Consider the following 16,117-nt stretch of genomic DNA (forward strand, 5'->3'; position numbering starts at 1 on the left):
GGTTTGTCACAGGCAGGTGATGCGAGTTTATCGGCTAGCCCAGCAACTGCCCCAGTTTCATCGCGACACCCATATTGCCGGACACCTTGAGTTTGCCCATCGCAACGCCGGTCATCGGGTTCAGCTTTCCTGTTAGTAGTTTGGTCAGGTTTTCCGTGGAAATCCGGATAGTGCAATCTGTGTCCTGATCCCGTGTGGTCGCTTTGTTATCCGCCAGAACGATTACGCCATCTGACCCGCAGTCGAATTTCAGCGACCCATCAAAGCTTTTTCCGTTCAGGCCTTTCTGTATTCCGTCGGCGATGTCCTGCAGCATGTATTCTCCTCTCACGGTTGACCTTTGCGTAAAGACAAACCGGTGTTGCGGGCAAGGGTGACGCGACAGGAACCAAAAAACCCCGGCGTCAGATGACGAGCCGGGGTTTCGGAATTCGGTTGCGCTGCGTTTACTTTGACAGGCGCTTATCCCGCGCTGCCAATAGCTTCAAGCGCAGAGCGTTCAACTGGATGAAGCCTGCCGCATCTTTCTGATCATAAGCACCGGCGTCTTCTTCAAAGGTCACGTGTGCCTCGGAATACAGCGAATGATCCGACCAGCGGCCCACGGTTGAGGCCAGACCTTTGTACAGTTTCACGCGCACGGTGCCGGTGACATGCTCTTGGCTCTTGTCGATGGCGGCCTGCAGCATCTCACGCTCGGGCGAGTACCAGAAACCGTTATAGATCAGTTCCGCATATTGTGGCATCAGCTGGTCTTTCAGATGCATCGCGCCGCGGTCCATGGTTATGGACTCGATCCCGCGGTGCGCCTCCAGCAGGATGGTGCCGCCGGGTGTTTCATAGATACCGCGCGACTTCATTCCGACGAAACGACCTTCGACCAGATCGAGACGACCAATGCCGTGCTTGCCGCCATATTCGTTCAGCTTGGTCAAGATGGTGGCCGGGCTCATCGCCTCGCCATTTATGCTGACCGCGTCACCTTTTTCAAAGCCGATCTCGATGAATTCGGGCTCGTTCGGCGCATCTTCGGGGTGGACAGTGCGCTGATAGACATAGTCGGGCGCCATATCGGCGGGGTCCTCAAGAACTTTCCCTTCCGACGAGGTGTGCAGCAGGTTGGCATCGACCGAGAACGGAGCCTCACCGCGTTTGTCCTTGGCGATTGGGATCTGGTTTGCCTCGGCGAATTCCAGCAGCTTGGTGCGGCTGGTCAGGTCCCATTCGCGCCACGGGGCAATCACTTTAATGTCGGGGTTCAGGGCATAGGCGGCCAGCTCAAAGCGCACCTGATCGTTGCCCTTGCCGGTCGCGCCATGGGCGACGGCATCAGCGCCGGTTTCCTCGGCAATCTCGACCAGACGTTTCGAGATCAGCGGCCGCGCAATGGATGTACCCAGCAGGTACAGGCCTTCGTAAACCGCATTGGCGCGGAACATCGGGAAGACGAAGTCGCGGACGAATTCCTCGCGGATATCCTCGATATAGATGTTCTCGGGCTCGATCCCCAGCAGCTCGGCCTTTTTGCGGGCAGGCTCCAGCTCCTCACCCTGACCCAGATCGGCAGTGAAGGTCACGACCTCACAGCCATACTCGGTCTGCAGCCATTTCAGAATGATCGAGGTATCAAGGCCACCGGAATAGGCCAGTACAACTTTCTTGGGCGCGGACATCTGACTTCCCTTTATGCGTAGAACGACTGGCCCCTAGCGGGTTTTCGACACGGGGGCAAGGAGTGTGGATTGACGCAGCGCAGGAATTGGGGTGAAACGGAGGGATAGAGAACAAGGATTGGTTGAGAAGGTAGTATTCCGGATGTTGGGTTGGAGAATCTTCGTGCATTCGGTGAAGATGGTTCTGCGGAACCTAAAAGAGGCTATGCAGGTATCGTTAGTTCCGGCTCTGATCGGGAGCGTACTTGCGGTCTTGTTGTTCTTTCTGTTCGACGCTCCTCATAAGCAATTCGAAAATGCCACGGCTGCATCCCCGGACGCATCTGCTGTGATGACGATACTTGGATTCCTCTTTTGCCTTTTGATCGTGGTTTTTGCGGTTATGCTTTGGATTGTAGTATCTTGGCACAGGTTTGTTCTGCTCAAAGAGTATCCGAGAGGAGTAGTTCCCCCGTTTCGGCTCGATCGCGTTTTAGCTTATTTTGGGCGCCTATTGATGCTGATCCTATTGGGGCTGGCCGCTTCCATTCCAGCAGGAATTGTAATGGGCATGATGACTCAAGCTTCTGCGGTGCTGGGATTACTATTTTGGATTGCTTTCATCGTCTTTTTGACCATCGCGTTCTATCGGGCTTCTCCGATATTACCGGCCGCTGCAATCGGCAGGCCTATCAAGCTGTCAGACGCTTGGCGGTCGACATCTGGTGCAAGCGGTACACTTGCAGTGTTGGTGATCGTGTCGGTGCTATTTCAGATGCTGCTTCAATTTTTGGCTTCTTTGCTGCTTTTTGTCCCGATCATCGGAATTGTTATCGTAATCTTTGCAGGCATGCTGATTGTTCCTTTGATCAACGTCAGCATTCTGACCACAATCTATGGCGTCTTCATCGAAAAGCGCGAACTCACCTGACCGCTCGTACACATATGTATTCCTTGCCCTTTCGGCGGTGATGCGGCACTGAAACGGCCATGACTGATTTCATGACCCGCGCCCGTGCCGCTGAACAGGCGATGCGCTCTGTCTTTCCGGCAACGCCTTTGCAACGGAATGCCCATCTGTCCGACCGTTTTGGTGCAGACATCTGGCTCAAGCGGGAAGACCTCAGCCCGGTGCGGTCCTATAAAATCCGTGGCGCGTTCAATGCGATGCGCAAGCAGCAAGGGCAGGATCTGTTCGTCTGTGCCAGCGCGGGCAATCATGCGCAGGGCGTGGCTTATATGTGCAAGCATCTGAACGTGCGCGGTGTAATCTTCATGCCCGTGACGACGCCGCAGCAGAAAATCCAGAAAACCCGCATCTTCGGTGGCGACAATATCGAGGTTCACCTGACCGGAGACTATTTCGATGACACCCTGGCCGCTGCGCAGGCGTGGTGCACTCAGCAGGGCGGGCATTTCCTGTCACCCTTCGACGATGAGGATGTGATCGAAGGACAGGCCTCGCTGGCTGTCGAGATTGAGGCGCAATTGGGTAGCGTGCCGGATCATGTACTTTTGCCGGTGGGCGGTGGCGGTATGTCTTCTGGCGTTGCGACATGGTTCGGAGATCGAACTCATTGCCTGTTTGTCGAACCCAAGGGCGGGGCCTGTCTGCACGCGGCCATGGCGGCAGGCCATCCGGTAGCGCTGGACCATATCGACAACTTCGTTGACGGCGCAGCGGTTGGAAAGATTGGCGCGAAACCGTTTGAGCTGCTAAAAAATCGCCATCTGTCTGATGTGCTGGTCCTGTCCGAGGATCGCATCTGCACCACGATGATCGAAATGCTGAACGTCGAAGGCATCGTGCTAGAGCCAGCAGGCGCTTTGGCGATCGAAGCGCTGGGCGATATTCAGAGCTTTATCCGGGGAAAGACTGTGGTCTGCGTCACCTCGGGCGGGAATTTTGATTTCGAGCGCCTGCCCGAGGTCAAGGAACGCGCACAGCGTTATTCGGGCGTGAAAAAGTACTTCATCCTGCGCCTGCCGCAGCGCCCAGGTGCGCTGAAAGAATTTCTGAATATCCTCGGCCCCGAGGATGATATTGCGCGGTTCGAATACATGAAGAAATCAGCACGCAATTTCGGCTCGGTCCTGATCGGAATCGAGACACGCAAGCCCGAGAACTTCATGCGTTTGTTTGCCCATCTGGATGAGGCCGGATTTACCTACACAGACATCACCGAAGACGAGACACTGGCGCAGTTCGTAATCTAGCGCAGGTTTTCGACCAACCCGGCTTCAAACAGCGTTTTGGATCGATCAAACGCGGCCAAAATCGAGGGTAGATCGACCGTTAGCGCTTCGCCTCCGGCCGCGCGGCGTTCGCCGTCCTGACAGAGTTTTGAGAAGTGGTCAAAACCCAAGCTTAATGCGCTGCCTTTCAGGAAGTGAAGGTTCTGTTCGAAGTCCCGGCGTGTGGTGTCTTGTTTTAGGCGTGCGATGACCTCCTGCACCTCATCCAGAAAGATCTGAACAACCTCGTCGAATTCATCTGCGCCAACTTCGTCGCGCAATTGTATGACCCTGGGCCAGTGAATCATGCCCTCCCTCCGCCCCGTGCCGCTTCAGGGCAGTGTTCAACAGACAAGTAAACGGCTGGTTAAAAACCTGCCTTCACCGGTTATTAAGTGTCGCAGGCCTAGTTTGGGACCATTGTGGCCGTACAGGATTTTCAGGGTGTCAGGAACCAGTCAAGCCGAGGTCAGGGTCGAGCTGGACTTTGGCGCGATCCGGAAGGTTCTGATTGTGGACGACAGCCGTCTGCAGCGCCGCATTCTGACGGCGTCGCTCAAGAAATGGGGTTTCGAGGTGATCGAGGCCGATAGCGGTGAAGCAGCCATCGAATTGTGCCGCGACGGACCGCCCGACCTGGTTCTCAGCGACTGGATCATGCCGGGAATGGGCGGGCTTGAGTTCTGCCGTGCCTTTCGTGCGCTGGACAATGATCAATACAGCTATTTCATCCTTTTGACCTCAAAAAGCGAAAAGCAGGAGGTCGCGCGGGGGCTGGATGCGGGTGCAGACGATTTCCTGATCAAACCGTTGGAAGCGGATGAACTGCGCGCGCGCATCTCGGCGGGTGCGCGCATTCTGGATATGCAGCGTGAGCTGTCCGAGAAAAACCGGATAATCGAATCCGCTCTGGACGAGCTGAAGCTGGCCCACGATGCCATCGACAAAGACCTGATACAGGCGCGGAAGATACAGGAATCTCTGGTCCCCGAACTGACCGGCACCTTTGGCACCTCGCAGGTCAGCCTGTTGCTGAAACCTTGCGGTCACATCGGCGGCGATCTGGTCGGGATGTTCTCACCGGGTGTCAATCGGCTGGGGTTTTACAGCATTGACGTATCCGGTCACGGGATCACTTCGGCCATGATGACAGCGCGTTTAGGGGGGTATCTGTCCAGTTCGCATTTCGATCAGAATGTCGCGATGGAGCGGCGATTCAACAAGTTCTATGCGCTGTTGCCACCAGAGGAAGTCGCCTCCCTGCTCAATTCGCGGTTAATGGCAGATACCGGCATCGAAGAGTATTTTACGATGGTCTACGCCATCATTGATCTTCGGAATGGTCATCTCAAGATGGTGCAGGCGGGTCATCCGCATCCCCTGCTGCTGCGCGCCAATGGAAGGTCAGAGTTTCTGGGTGAAGGCGGGCTGCCAATCGGACTGTTGCCGGACGTCACGTTTCAAAGGACTGACATCTATCTGCAGCCGGGCGACAAGCTGTTGTTGTATTCTGACGGGTTTACAGAATGCCGGTTAAAGGACGGCCGACTGTTGGACGAAGATGGCCTTATGCGCATGGCAATGGATTGCGTTGCAGACCATACAGGGCCGGAGTTTCTTGACGATATGTTCTGGCGGCTGACGCAGGCCGCGGCCTCTGATGGCGGTATTGACGATGATGTTTCCGCGGTCTTCTTTGAATATAACGGAGCTTAAAGTCGCCGAAGGTGTCGGGCGGTGAAGTGGCGGTCGCCCGCGTTGCCAAGCTGACCCAGCGCGTCTGCAGCATTCATCCATAAGGCTTCGTGAAACGCCTCGGTCGGCGGCCCCATTCTGCGCACAGGCTGGGCTCGATAAACGGTGCAAACCTTCTCGGCCCACAGGTCATATTCGGGCATGTAGGTGAATCTGCGAAAGGCACCGATACGGCGGGGCGCGCTGATTAGCCAGCCGGTTTCCTCATAGACTTCCCGGTGCAGTGCGGTAATCGGGGATTCGCCGGGGTCGATGCCGCCGCCGGGCAATTGCAGCTCGGGGTTTTGGCCATCGTCATACCACGTCACCAACAGCGATGGTCCGCGCGGCAACAGGGCATAGACACCGGGTCGTCGAATATACCTTCGCCCCGGCTCTGGGGTTTCACCAAACCGTCGGATCATGTATGGCCCCTTTCAACCCGGATTGTTGGACTTATATGGTGGCGGTATGCCAACCTGTGGCGTGTAAGGAAACCCCATGTCTATTGGAACGAAAATCGCGTGGGACGATACCGTCCTGCCCTTTCAACTTGATGTCTCGGATATGCGCGGCCGTGTGGCGCGGCTGGACGGGGTGCTGGACGGTATCCTGAAACAGCACGACTATCCCGAACAGGTCGAGGCGCTGGTTGCCGAGATGGCCCTGCTGACCGCATTGATCGGCCAGACCGTAGCACTGCGCTGGAAACTGTCGTTGCAGGCCCAGTCGAAGGGTCCCGTGCGGATGATTGCCACTGACTATTATGCGCCGCAGGAAGAAGGGCAACCTGCGCAAATCCGCGCTTATGCCAGCTTTGACCGGGATCGTCTGACCGACGGTGCCCCTTTCGATCAGGTGGGCGAAGGGTATTTCGCCATCATGATCGATCAGGGTGAGGGCAACCAGCCGTATCAGGGGATCACCCCTCTGGCTGGCGGATCGCTGAGCGCCTGTGCCGAGGCGTATTTTGCACAGTCCGAGCAGCTACCGACACGGTTTTCGCTGAGCTTTGGCAAATCGACCGAACCGGGCGTCGGCGAACATTGGCGCGCGGGCGGGGTCATGTTGCAACACATGCCCAAGGCGTCCCCGTTCGCGGCAAGCGGTGAGGGCAATGGCGATATCCTGACAGCGGCTGATCTGGTTGACGGGGAAGAGGGCGAGAACTGGGGCCGTGTCAACATCTTGCTCGATACGGTCGAGGATCTGGAGCTGATCGGGCCATCCATTGCGCCCACCGACCTGCTGATCCGTTTGTTTCACGAGGAACAGCCCCGCGTCTATGATGCGCAGCAGGTGCAGTTCGGCTGTACCTGTTCCGAGGATCGCGTCAGGCAAAGCCTGTCGATTTACTCGGCGCAGGACATTGCCAAGATGACCACGGATGAGGGAACGGTGACAGCAGATTGCCAGTTCTGCGGTGCGCATTACGTGCTGGACCCTCAGTCCGTCGGCTTTGAGGCGCGGGACAAGGATGGAGCCTGATCCCGTCACGCAGCTGACCACGGCGCTGGGCCGCTCCGGAGCCGGGTCCAGCGACTTTGACCTGAACCCGGATGTCACCCTGCCAAAGGGGCGCAAACTGCGCCCTGCTGGTGTGTTGGTGCCTGTTTCGCTGGCTCAGGGTGCTCCGCGGGTTATTCTGACCAAGCGGTCCTCGGCCCTGAAGCACCATCCTGGCCAGATTGCCTTTCCGGGTGGTAAACAGGATGACGGGGATGCGGATGTCGTTGCAACGGCCCTGCGCGAAGCGCGGGAAGAAATCGGCCTGCCGCCGGATCTGCCGCGCATTCTAGGCAGTCTACCAACACATGAGACCGTAACCTCTTTTTCAATGACGCCGGTCGTTGCGGTGCTTGACCAAAACTTTGATCCGATCCCCGAACCGGGCGAAGTGGATGAGGTATTTTCGGTCCCGCTTGACCATGTTCTGAACCCGGCAAATTATGTGGTTGAATCACGTCGCTGGCGGGGTCAGAAACGATATTATTTCACCGTCCCATTTGGCCCTTATTACATCTGGGGCGCGACAGCACGAATATTGCGAGGGCTGGCAGCGCGAGTGCATGAATGATGCAGATCACCGAAGACTGGATTACCGCTGAGCCAACGCAACAGGTCTGCAAAGCTCTGACAGGGGCCGGTGCGCAGGCTTTGTTTGTTGGGGGCTGTGTCCGAAACGCCTTGCTGGGTGCGCCTGTGTCCGATCTCGACATCTCGACCGATGCACGCCCGGGACGGGTGATGGAGCTGGCGCAGGCCGCCGGTCTCAAGGCCATCCCCACCGGGATCGATCATGGCACGATCACGGTCGTCAGCCATGGCATTCCACATGAAATCACCACCTTTCGCCGCGACGTTGAAACGGATGGCAGACGTGCGGTGGTCGCCTTTTCCGACAAGGTCGAAGAGGACGCCGCACGGCGCGATTTCACCATGAATGCGCTTTATGCCCGGCCCGATGGCTCGATCCTTGATCCGTTGAACGGGCTGCCGGATCTTGAGGCCCGGCACGTGCGTTTCATCGGAGAGGCCGAGGATCGCATCCGCGAGGACTACCTCCGCTCGTTGCGCTATTTCCGTTTTCATGCCTGGTATGGGGATGCGGATGCCGGGTTCGACGCGGATGCGCTGGCGGCCATTGCGGCCAATCTGGATGGTTTGACCGCATTGTCGCGCGAGCGTGTGGGGGCCGAATTGCTCAAGCTGCTGGCGGCACCGGACCCCGCGCCGTCTGTTGCGGCGATGCGCAATGCCGGCGTTCTGGCCCAGCTTATGCCTGGGTCGGATGATCGATCTCTGCCCGTTCTGACAAAACTTGAAACTGATGCGCAGGTTGCACCCGATCCGGTGCGCCGTCTTGCCGCCATCACCCCACCCGAAGTTGCAGCGACCTTAAGGCTTAGCCGGTCCCAACTACAGCGCCTGACACGAATGCGGGACGAGGCGGCAGGTACGGCAAGCGTCGCGGAACTGGGTTATCGCAATGGCGTCGAAGGGGGCCTGAACGAGGCCCTGTTGCGATGCGCGTTTCTGGAACAACCATGGACCGATGACCTGAGTGCACAATTGAAACAAGGCGCCATGGCCAGCTTTCCCATCCGGGCCGCCGATCTGATCCCGGCCTTCTCGGGCCCAGCGTTGGGTGAAAAGCTGGCCGAGCTTGAGGCCCGATGGATCGCGTCAGGCTTCACTCTGACCCGCAAGGATTTGCTATCTGACTGAGATGAAGTCTCAAAAGGGGATGACAAACCAAAAACTTTGTGGTTACGTGCGCCTGTCACATGAATGGAGGGATGCGAATGTATTACGGGATCTGGTTCGGCTAAAGCCGGGACACTTTGACCCGTAAGGGTGGTGTTCTGGCGCCATCTTTCTTCGCATGACTTTTTTCTGCTCAATCGGAGCACTCTCCATGTTTCGCTATTTCGAAAACCTCGTTGACCCTTTTGTCGCCTACAAAGAAACCAATGCGCCGCCGACCAAGCTGTGGCCGTTCATGCTGGACTATTCGCGGCCCTTCTTCCGGATTTTTGTCTGGGCGACGCTGCTGTCTATTGTCGTGGCCGGGGTTGAGGTCGGTCTGATCTACTATATGGGCCGCGTCGTCGACTTGCTCGTCGGATCTCCGGCAGAGGTCTGGCAGAACCACGGGACTGAGTTGCTGCTGATGGCAGCGTTTATCCTTTTGTTACGGCCCATTCTGCACATTCTTGATGTCTTGGTGATCAACAACGCGATCCTGCCGCAATATGGTACGCTGTTCCGCTGGCGCGCGCATAAGCATGTATTGCGCCAGTCCGTGAATTGGTTTGAAAACGACTTTGCCGGACGGATTGCCAACCGGATCATGCAGACCCCACCGGCGGCAGGCGAGGTGGTGTTTCAGGTGTTTGACGCGATTTCCTTTTCGCTGGCCTACCTGATCGGGGCGGCTGTCCTGTTGATGGCCGCAGACGCCCGGTTGTTGCTGCCGCTTCTGGTCTGGTTTGCGCTATATGCGGTACTGGTCCATTGGGCGATCCGGCGCGTTGGCCCGGCGTCCAAGGCGGCGTCTGATGCGCGCTCGACCGTAACGGGGCGAGTGGTTGACAGCTATACCAACATCCACTCGGTCAAGATGTTCGCCCATGCGGATCAGGAACTGGACTATGCGAAGGAGGCGATAGCCGAAACGCGCCGCACCGTTCAGGTCGAGATGCGGATTTTCACCATTATGGACGCGTTTCTGGTCACCTTGAACGGCTTCCTGATCGTGGGCGTGGTCGGCTGGGCGATTGTGCTGTGGATGCAGGGGCAGGCCTCGGTTGGTGTGGTTGCGGCTGCCACGGCCCTGACCTTGCGCTTGAACGCCATGACCGGATGGATCATGTGGGCATTGACCAGCCTGTTCCGTCAGCTGGGCGTTGTGGCCGAAGGCCTGGAAACGATTGCCCAGCCAATCCAATTGCTGGATGCGCCGCGGGCACAGCCGCTTCGGCTGAAGGATGGTCGGATCGAAGTTCGCGACCTGTCGCACCACTATGGCCGAAAAACAGGTGGGCTGGATCATATAAACCTGACCATTCAGCCAGGTGAGAAGATCGGGCTGATCGGGCGCGGGCAAGTCGACATTGGTAAAGCTGCTCTTGCGGTTTTACGACGTTGAACGCGGCGCGATCCTGATCGATGACCAGAACATTGCCCAGGTCACTCAGGACAGTTTGCGAAGCTGTATCGGAATGGTCCAGCAAGACAGCGCGTTGCTGCATCGCTCGGTACGGGAAAATATCCTGTATGGCCGCCCTGACGCGACCGAAGAAGACATGATCGCGGCCGCCAAACAGGCCGAGGCGCATGACTTCATCCTTGATCTTCAAGATCCGCAGGGTCGTACCGGGTACGACGCGCATGTCGGCGAACGGGGTGTGAAACTGAGCGGCGGTCAGCGACAGCGGGTGACGTTGGCGCGAGTGATCCTGAACCCAGGTTCAGCAAATTTGACATACACGGCTCCATAAGGTCATGATACAAAACGATTTTATTTTCGGAAAAGCCCGATATGGCACTACATTTTGTGCGTCAGGAGGTCGGTTGGAATGGCCTCGACCGTTACGGGTTTTTCAGTTTCCGGATACGCCTTTCAAGCGCGTATGGTACGCCCGCCGCCTTCGCAACCCCTGCCGCCACCGGGTCTGGCCGAGCGTCCGTTCTGACCTCGATCCGTGCGCCGTCGACGGAGGTGAAGGACGTGGTGGCCCGCTGCCAGCGACCGAGCTTGTTGCGCACAGAGGCCCAACTGTCGTGGACCCCCTGCGCAGCGAGACGGGTCCGGATGACATTGACGCCGTACAGCGCCAGCACCGCGATGAACAGATGGCCCTCGATCCGCCTGGACAGTTGGTGCCAGATCGGGCGCAAGCCGAGTTCAGACTTGAGCGTCTCAAACGTCGCTTCGAGTTCGGTCAAACGCCAGTAGGTGCGCACCGTCTTCTCAAGGCCCCATTCCGTGTGGCTGGTGCGCAGCACATAGAGGCCCGCGCGGGCATCGCGTGTATTGAATGCCGCATTGGGTACCCATGTCACCGCGCTGGCCTTGCCATCCGAACCCTTTGTGACGCGGATGTCATAATGCTGATTGACCATAGCGTAGCGTTCCCGCAAACGCCCGAGCCGCTCCAGAACCTTGTCGTATGTCTTGACGGAGCGCGGCTTGCTCAAGCCGTCGTGCAAGGCGGTAAGTTCTGCCTCAAAGGCGTCCCGCTTCTTGGCCAGAATGGCTTCATCACGCTCCTGTCGCGCCTGGCTCCAGATGCAGAGTTGCGCTTCGTTCTCAGGCTCGTGGGACAGGTTCCAGATCCGCGCCTCATGCCCCGATCTGGTCTCGATCGTTGCATCAGGATCCCGCGCGCCTGCAGCATCCGCCTGATCCGGCTTGACCCCACCCCGCCTGACCGTGATCCAATGATAGCCCCGGTTGCGCAGTTCGGCGAGGTTGTTTTCGGTAGCGATGCCTGCATCCATGATGACCGTGGGCTTGTCCTTGTCCTCCGGTGTGGCAAGGCTGTCCAGCGCCTCGAACAGCGTGCCGGGTTCGCTGACATTGCCGGGCAGAACGCTGGAGCGGCGCGGGAAGCCGCCCTCGTCGGTGGCCATCGCGAGCGTGACAAGAGGGCAGTCGTTCCGTTTCTGCTTGGAGCGTCCGAACCTGGCCAGATCGGACGCTGGACGCCCGGTCATGTAGGTGTTGGTCAGGTCATAGAAGATCACCGCACCGGAACTGCCGAACAACGTGCGCTGACGGTCAAACAGCGCGTCTTCGATGGCCTCGTGGTGTTTGACCAGACCGTCACTGAGACGATACAGCTTGTCGAGATAGAGCGCCGGCCCGGTATTGAGGCGCAGAAGTTCAAACGTGGCACTGTTGGTCTCCAACCATCGCAAAGTCTCCCGTTCGCTGGCGGGATGCACCATGCGCGCAATCACCAGCGCCATGGCGATCCGGGCGTCTCGATCCGACAGGCCGACATTCTTGAGCACCCCAAGAAAGCCCAGAGCCTCCAGAGCGGCCAGGGCAAGTCGCTCACAGCCCACAGACCGCGCGTCTTCAATCTGTATGCTGTCGAGACGGATATTTGCTGTGCCGCCATCCAGGGCCTCGGCCGCCGACTGGACCAACGCGCGGCTGCGCAACTTCTGCACAATGGTATCCGCCATTGTCGCCAATTCCGGTTCAGGATCGAACAGAGGCGTTTCTCCCGTAATCCCCGCCTGAACGAGTTCGACCAGTTCGGGCCACTGCGATTTGGGGATCGGAAAGGCTGCTCCGAGGTTCAGGAGCGTCTTTTGTTGCACCTTGCGGCCCGTTCTAAAATTCTCGACCAACCGGACGGATCGGTAGCATTTGTCAGCGCGGCGGCGGGTCAGGGTCTCACGAATAAACATGTTCCTACATTAGGACCGCTGCACCCCACTGGGAATCCCGAAAAGCCCTCAGGAAGCACATTATGGCACCACTTCGAAAATCCAGAAACTCACCTCAACAAAATCAACGCTTTACCGGCCAGAAAGCGGCAATTTCGACCGATTTCAGCAAAAAAGTGCGGAACTTGGGTGAAAGACGCGCCAATCCTGTTGTTGGACGAGGCGACATCGGCGCTGGATTCCGAAGTCGAAGCATCCATTCAGGAAACCCTTTACGGCATGATGCAGGGCAAGACCGTGATCGCAATCGCTCACCGGCTGAGCACGATCGCTCAGATGGATCGGATTCTGGTCATGGATGGTGGCCGGATCGTTGAAGAAGGCGCGCATGCCGACCTTTTGGCGCATGGTGGGCTTTACGCGCAGTTCTGGGCAAGGCAATCAGGGGGCTTCATGAACCCGGAGGCCGCTGAATGAGAATTGCCGACCTGATCCAGCCATTCAGAGGCACCGATACGCCCCCGCCGCAGACGTTGGGGGCGTTCATCCGCTGGTGCCTGACCGGGTCATGGCCAATGCTTTTTCTGGCCGCCTTCTTTTCTGCAGCAGCAGGTGTTTTGGAGGCCGGTACCGCGTGGATTCTGGGGCGTGTGATCGACACGGCAACCGCCAGCGGCCCCGATCAGTTTCTGACCGCCGGGAACCTGTGGATGATCCTTGGTGCCGTGGCGTTCTTTATGGTGCTGCGTCCGGTGTTGTTCGGCCTTTCCTCGCTGTCGAACAACTACATCGTCATGCCGAACTTGCCGCCTCTGATTCTGGCGAAATTGAACCGGTGGACATTGGGCCAGTCGGTTACATATTTCGACGATGACTTCGCAGGACGCATCGCGCAGAAACAGATGCAGACGTCCAACGCGCTGACCTCCGTTGTCTCGGAAACGATCAGCGCGATCGTGTTTGCCATGGCGTCATTGGCCGGGTCTTTGCTATTGTTAGGGTCGATTCACCCAATGGTGATGCTGCCCTTCGTCGTGTGGCTGGCGGTCTATTTTCTGCTGATCCGCTGGTATTTGCCGCGCATTCGCCACTGGTCGGGCGCGCGTGCCGGGGCGCGGGCGATGGTGACGGGACAGGTGGTTGATACAATCACCAACATCAAAACAGTCAAACTGTTTGCACATTCTGAATTCGAAGATCAGGCCGCGCGCAATTCGATGATCGATCTGCGTGAAAAGTCACTGGAGTTTGGCAAGCTGTCGGCCAGTTTTCGTTTTGTCCTGATGACCCTTGCGGGCGTTTTGCCCGTACTGCTGCTGGGCGCAACGCTTATGTTGTGGCAGGTCGGATCGGCGACGCCCGGTGACATCGTCGCCGCCGGTGCCGTTTCCATCCGGATTGCGCAGATGACGGGGTGGGTGAGTTTCACGTTGATGACGCTTTACGCCAATGTCGGCGAAATTGAAAACGGCATGAAAACTCTGACCAAACGGGATCGGGTGGAAGATGTCCCCTCTGCGCCTGATCTGATCGTGCCGAACGGGCAGATCGATTTTCAGCACGTTGGCTTTGCTTATGGGCGCGATATCGGCGGTGTGTCGGACCTGAGCCTGACCGTGAAGCCCGGTGAAAAACTGGGAATTGTCGGGGCTTCCGGGGCGGGAAAGTCCACTCTCGTTTCCTTGCTTCTCAGGCTCTATGACAGGGAAAAAGGCGTTGTTCTGATCGATGGCCAGGACATTGCGACCGTCACCCAGGACAGTTTGCGGCGGCAAATTGGCATGGTCACGCAGGAAACGGCGATGTTTAACCGCTCGGCCCGTGACAATATCCTGTACGGCAATCCTTTGGCGTCCCAAGAGGACATGATTGCCGCCGCCCACAAGGCCGAAGCGCATGAGTTCATCCTTGGCCTGCAGGACGCGCAGGGACGCACCGGATACGACGCCTATCTGGGCGAACGGGGCGTCAAGCTCAGCGGTGGTCAGCGGCAAAGGATCGCTTTGGCCCGTGCGATTCTGAAGGACGCGCCCATTCTGGTGCTGGACGAGGCAACCTCGGCACTGGATTCCGAAGTCGAGGCATCGATCCAGACAGCCTTGCACCGCGTGATGGAGGGTAAGACGGTTCTGGCCATTGCGCATCGTCTTTCCACCCTCAGCGAGATGAACCGGATCATTGTTCTGGATCAGGGCCGGATCGTTGAAGACGGACCACATGACATATTGTTGGCGCAGAACGGATTGTACGCTCGGTTCTGGCATCGTCAGTCCGGGGGCTTCATTCAGACCGAAGCTGCCGAATAAGGGTTTTGTTACCGCGTCGGCCCGGCTATCAGGCCAGCCATGACACAGGAATTCACCATCCTCCGCCTTGGTCATCAGGGCGACGGCATCGCCGAAGGGCCAATATACGCGCCCCGTACCCTGCCGGGTGAGGTGGTCAGCGGCGAGGTAGTAGGCGGTCAGCTGACTGATATCCGCGTGTTAACGCCTTCCGAACACCGGGTAAAAGCGCCCTGCCGTCACTATAAGGCTTGCGGAGGCTGCCAGTTGCAGCACGCAGATGACGGGTTTGTCGCAGACTGGAAGGTCGAGATCGTGCGCAACGCGCTGGCTGCGCAGGGGCTCGGGACAGTGATGCGCCCCATCCATACCTCTCCTGACCGGTCCCGGCGCAGGGCGACGATTGCCGTGCGACGCACGAAAAAGGGAACACTGGCGGGGTTTCACGGGCGTGCGTCCGAGACGATTACGGAAATCCCTGACTGCCATTTGCTGGACCCGGCCCTGATTGCCGCCATACCCGTGGCCAAGGCGCTGGCCGTTTTGGGCGGCAGCCGCAAAGGGATATTGGCGGTGACCCTTACGCTGTCCGAGGGCGGGCTGGATGTCTCGGTCAAGGGCGGCAAACCGTTGGACGGGCCGCTGGAACTGGCGCTCGCGCAGGCAACCGAGCAGCATGGGCTTGCCCGTCTAAGCTGGGATGCAGAAGTTATCGCAATGCGTCACTCGCCCACTCAACGGTTTGGCACGGTCGCTGTTGTTCCTCCTCCGGGCGCTTTTCTTCAGGCCACGAAGGACGGTGAACAGGCTCTATTACAGGCGGTTTTGCAAGCAACCGAGGGTGCAAAGCGGATCGTCGATCTGTTTGCCGGCTGCGGGACATTCTCGTTGCCGCTGGCTGGGGCGGCTGAGGTTCACGCCGTCGAAGGTGAAGCAGAGATGACGCAAGCCCTGGATCAGGGATGGCGCAACAAGGCGCAGGGGCTTAAACGCGTTACAACCGAAGCGCGCGATCTGTTCCGCCGACCTTTGATGCCGGATGAACTAAAGTTGTTTGACGCCGTGGTTCTTGATCCGCCCCGGGCAGGGGCCGAAGCCCAGGTGGCCGAGCTGGCGCAGGCACAGCGCCCGGTCATCGCCTATGTTTCGTGCAATCCGGTGACTTTCGCGCGAGACGCAAAAACGCTGGTTAACGCCGGATACACCCTTGAATGGGTACAAGTGGTTGACCAATTTCGATGGTCGTCGCACACGGAACTTGCCGCGCGGTTCACCCTGAACCCCGCCGCGTGATCAGACAGGAGA

General features: G+C 58.2%; 13 protein-coding genes and 2 pseudogenes. 10 read left to right on the forward strand and 5 right to left on the reverse strand.

The features are described 5' to 3' along the window. Nucleotides 1-34: 34 nt before the first annotated feature. Both ACP0GE_RS11850 and ACP0GE_RS11855 read right to left on the reverse strand, forming a co-directional pair. Nucleotides 35-316, reverse strand: coding sequence for an SCP2 sterol-binding domain-containing protein (locus tag ACP0GE_RS11850; RefSeq protein WP_424832151.1), 282 nt, complete (start codon nt 314-316; stop codon nt 35-37). 130 nt (nt 317-446) lie between these two features. After that, nucleotides 447-1,673: an argininosuccinate synthase gene (locus ACP0GE_RS11855; RefSeq protein WP_424832152.1), complete on the reverse strand. Its 1,227-nt coding sequence runs from the start codon at nt 1,671-1,673 to the stop codon at nt 447-449. A gap of 163 nt (nt 1,674-1,836) precedes the next feature. On the opposite strand from ACP0GE_RS11855, the gene ACP0GE_RS11860 reads away from it, so the two are divergent. Next, complete coding sequence (locus tag ACP0GE_RS11860; protein WP_424832153.1) at nt 1,837-2,583, forward strand: hypothetical protein; 747 nt, start codon at nt 1,837-1,839, stop codon at nt 2,581-2,583. Between the two features lie 59 nt (nt 2,584-2,642). Next, nucleotides 2,643-3,869 carry a threonine ammonia-lyase IlvA gene (gene ilvA / locus ACP0GE_RS11865; RefSeq protein ID WP_424832154.1) on the forward strand — a complete coding sequence of 409 codons (1,227 nt, stop codon included), beginning with the start codon at nt 2,643-2,645 and terminating at the stop codon, nt 3,867-3,869. On the opposite strand, the gene ACP0GE_RS11870 is transcribed toward ilvA, so the two are convergent. Continuing rightward, nucleotides 3,866-4,195: an Hpt domain-containing protein gene (locus tag ACP0GE_RS11870; RefSeq protein ID WP_424832155.1), complete on the reverse strand. Its 330-nt coding sequence runs from the start codon at nt 4,193-4,195 to the stop codon at nt 3,866-3,868. The two genes, ilvA and ACP0GE_RS11870, sit on opposite strands and share 4 nt — an antisense overlap. A gap of 136 nt (nt 4,196-4,331) precedes the next feature. On the opposite strand from ACP0GE_RS11870, the gene ACP0GE_RS11875 reads away from it, so the two are divergent. Next, on the forward strand, nt 4,332-5,603 hold the full coding sequence (locus ACP0GE_RS11875) for a PP2C family protein-serine/threonine phosphatase (protein WP_424832156.1): 1,272 nt from the start codon (nt 4,332-4,334) through the stop codon (nt 5,601-5,603). Here ACP0GE_RS11875 and ACP0GE_RS11880 read toward each other — a convergent pair. Beyond that, entirely contained in the window at nt 5,600-6,046 is a 447-nt protein-coding gene (locus tag ACP0GE_RS11880; protein ID WP_424832157.1) for an NUDIX hydrolase, read from the reverse strand. The genes ACP0GE_RS11875 and ACP0GE_RS11880 overlap by 4 nt on opposite strands. 76 nt (nt 6,047-6,122) lie before the next feature. On the opposite strand from ACP0GE_RS11880, the gene ACP0GE_RS11885 reads away from it, so the two are divergent. From ACP0GE_RS11885 to ACP0GE_RS11900, 4 genes and pseudogenes are all read left to right on the forward strand, one after another. Further along, entirely contained in the window at nt 6,123-7,109 is a 987-nt protein-coding gene (locus tag ACP0GE_RS11885) for an Hsp33 family molecular chaperone HslO (protein WP_424832158.1), read from the forward strand. Beyond that, on the forward strand, nt 7,099-7,698 hold the full coding sequence (locus ACP0GE_RS11890) for a CoA pyrophosphatase (RefSeq protein WP_424832159.1): 600 nt from the start codon (nt 7,099-7,101) through the stop codon (nt 7,696-7,698). Before ACP0GE_RS11885 ends, ACP0GE_RS11890 begins: the two co-directional genes overlap by 11 nt. Continuing rightward, nucleotides 7,695-8,849: a CCA tRNA nucleotidyltransferase gene (locus tag ACP0GE_RS11895; RefSeq protein WP_424832160.1), complete on the forward strand. Its 1,155-nt coding sequence runs from the start codon at nt 7,695-7,697 to the stop codon at nt 8,847-8,849. Before ACP0GE_RS11890 ends, ACP0GE_RS11895 begins: the two co-directional genes overlap by 4 nt. Before the next feature lie 190 nt (nt 8,850-9,039). Then, nucleotides 9,040-10,585, forward strand: a pseudogene (locus ACP0GE_RS11900) (ABC transporter ATP-binding protein); the annotation flags it as partial. A 130-nt stretch (nt 10,586-10,715) separates the two neighbouring features. On the opposite strand, the gene ACP0GE_RS11905 reads toward ACP0GE_RS11900, so the two are convergent. Next, a complete protein-coding gene (locus ACP0GE_RS11905) occupies nt 10,716-12,548 on the reverse strand; it encodes an IS1634 family transposase (protein ID WP_424830302.1) in 1,833 nt (610 codons plus the stop codon). A 168-nt stretch (nt 12,549-12,716) separates the two neighbouring features. On the opposite strand from ACP0GE_RS11905, the pseudogene ACP0GE_RS11910 reads away from it, so the two are divergent. The 3 genes and pseudogenes from ACP0GE_RS11910 to ACP0GE_RS11920 form a co-directional block, all read left to right on the forward strand. Then, a pseudogene (locus tag ACP0GE_RS11910) lies at nt 12,717-13,004 on the forward strand (multidrug ABC transporter ATP-binding protein); the annotation flags it as partial. Beyond that, nucleotides 13,001-14,833 (forward strand): ABC transporter ATP-binding protein, encoded by a 1,833-nt coding sequence (locus ACP0GE_RS11915; RefSeq protein ID WP_424832161.1) that lies wholly within the window; start codon nt 13,001-13,003, stop codon nt 14,831-14,833. The pseudogene ACP0GE_RS11910 and the gene ACP0GE_RS11915, both read left to right, overlap by 4 nt. A 39-nt stretch (nt 14,834-14,872) precedes the next feature. Then, a complete protein-coding gene (locus ACP0GE_RS11920; RefSeq protein WP_424832162.1) occupies nt 14,873-16,105 on the forward strand; it encodes a class I SAM-dependent RNA methyltransferase in 1,233 nt (410 codons plus the stop codon). Nucleotides 16,106-16,117: the final 12 nt, after the last annotated feature.

This window comes from Ruegeria sp., assembly GCF_965243365.1.
Lineage (GTDB): Bacteria > Pseudomonadota > Alphaproteobacteria > Rhodobacterales > Rhodobacteraceae > Ruegeria.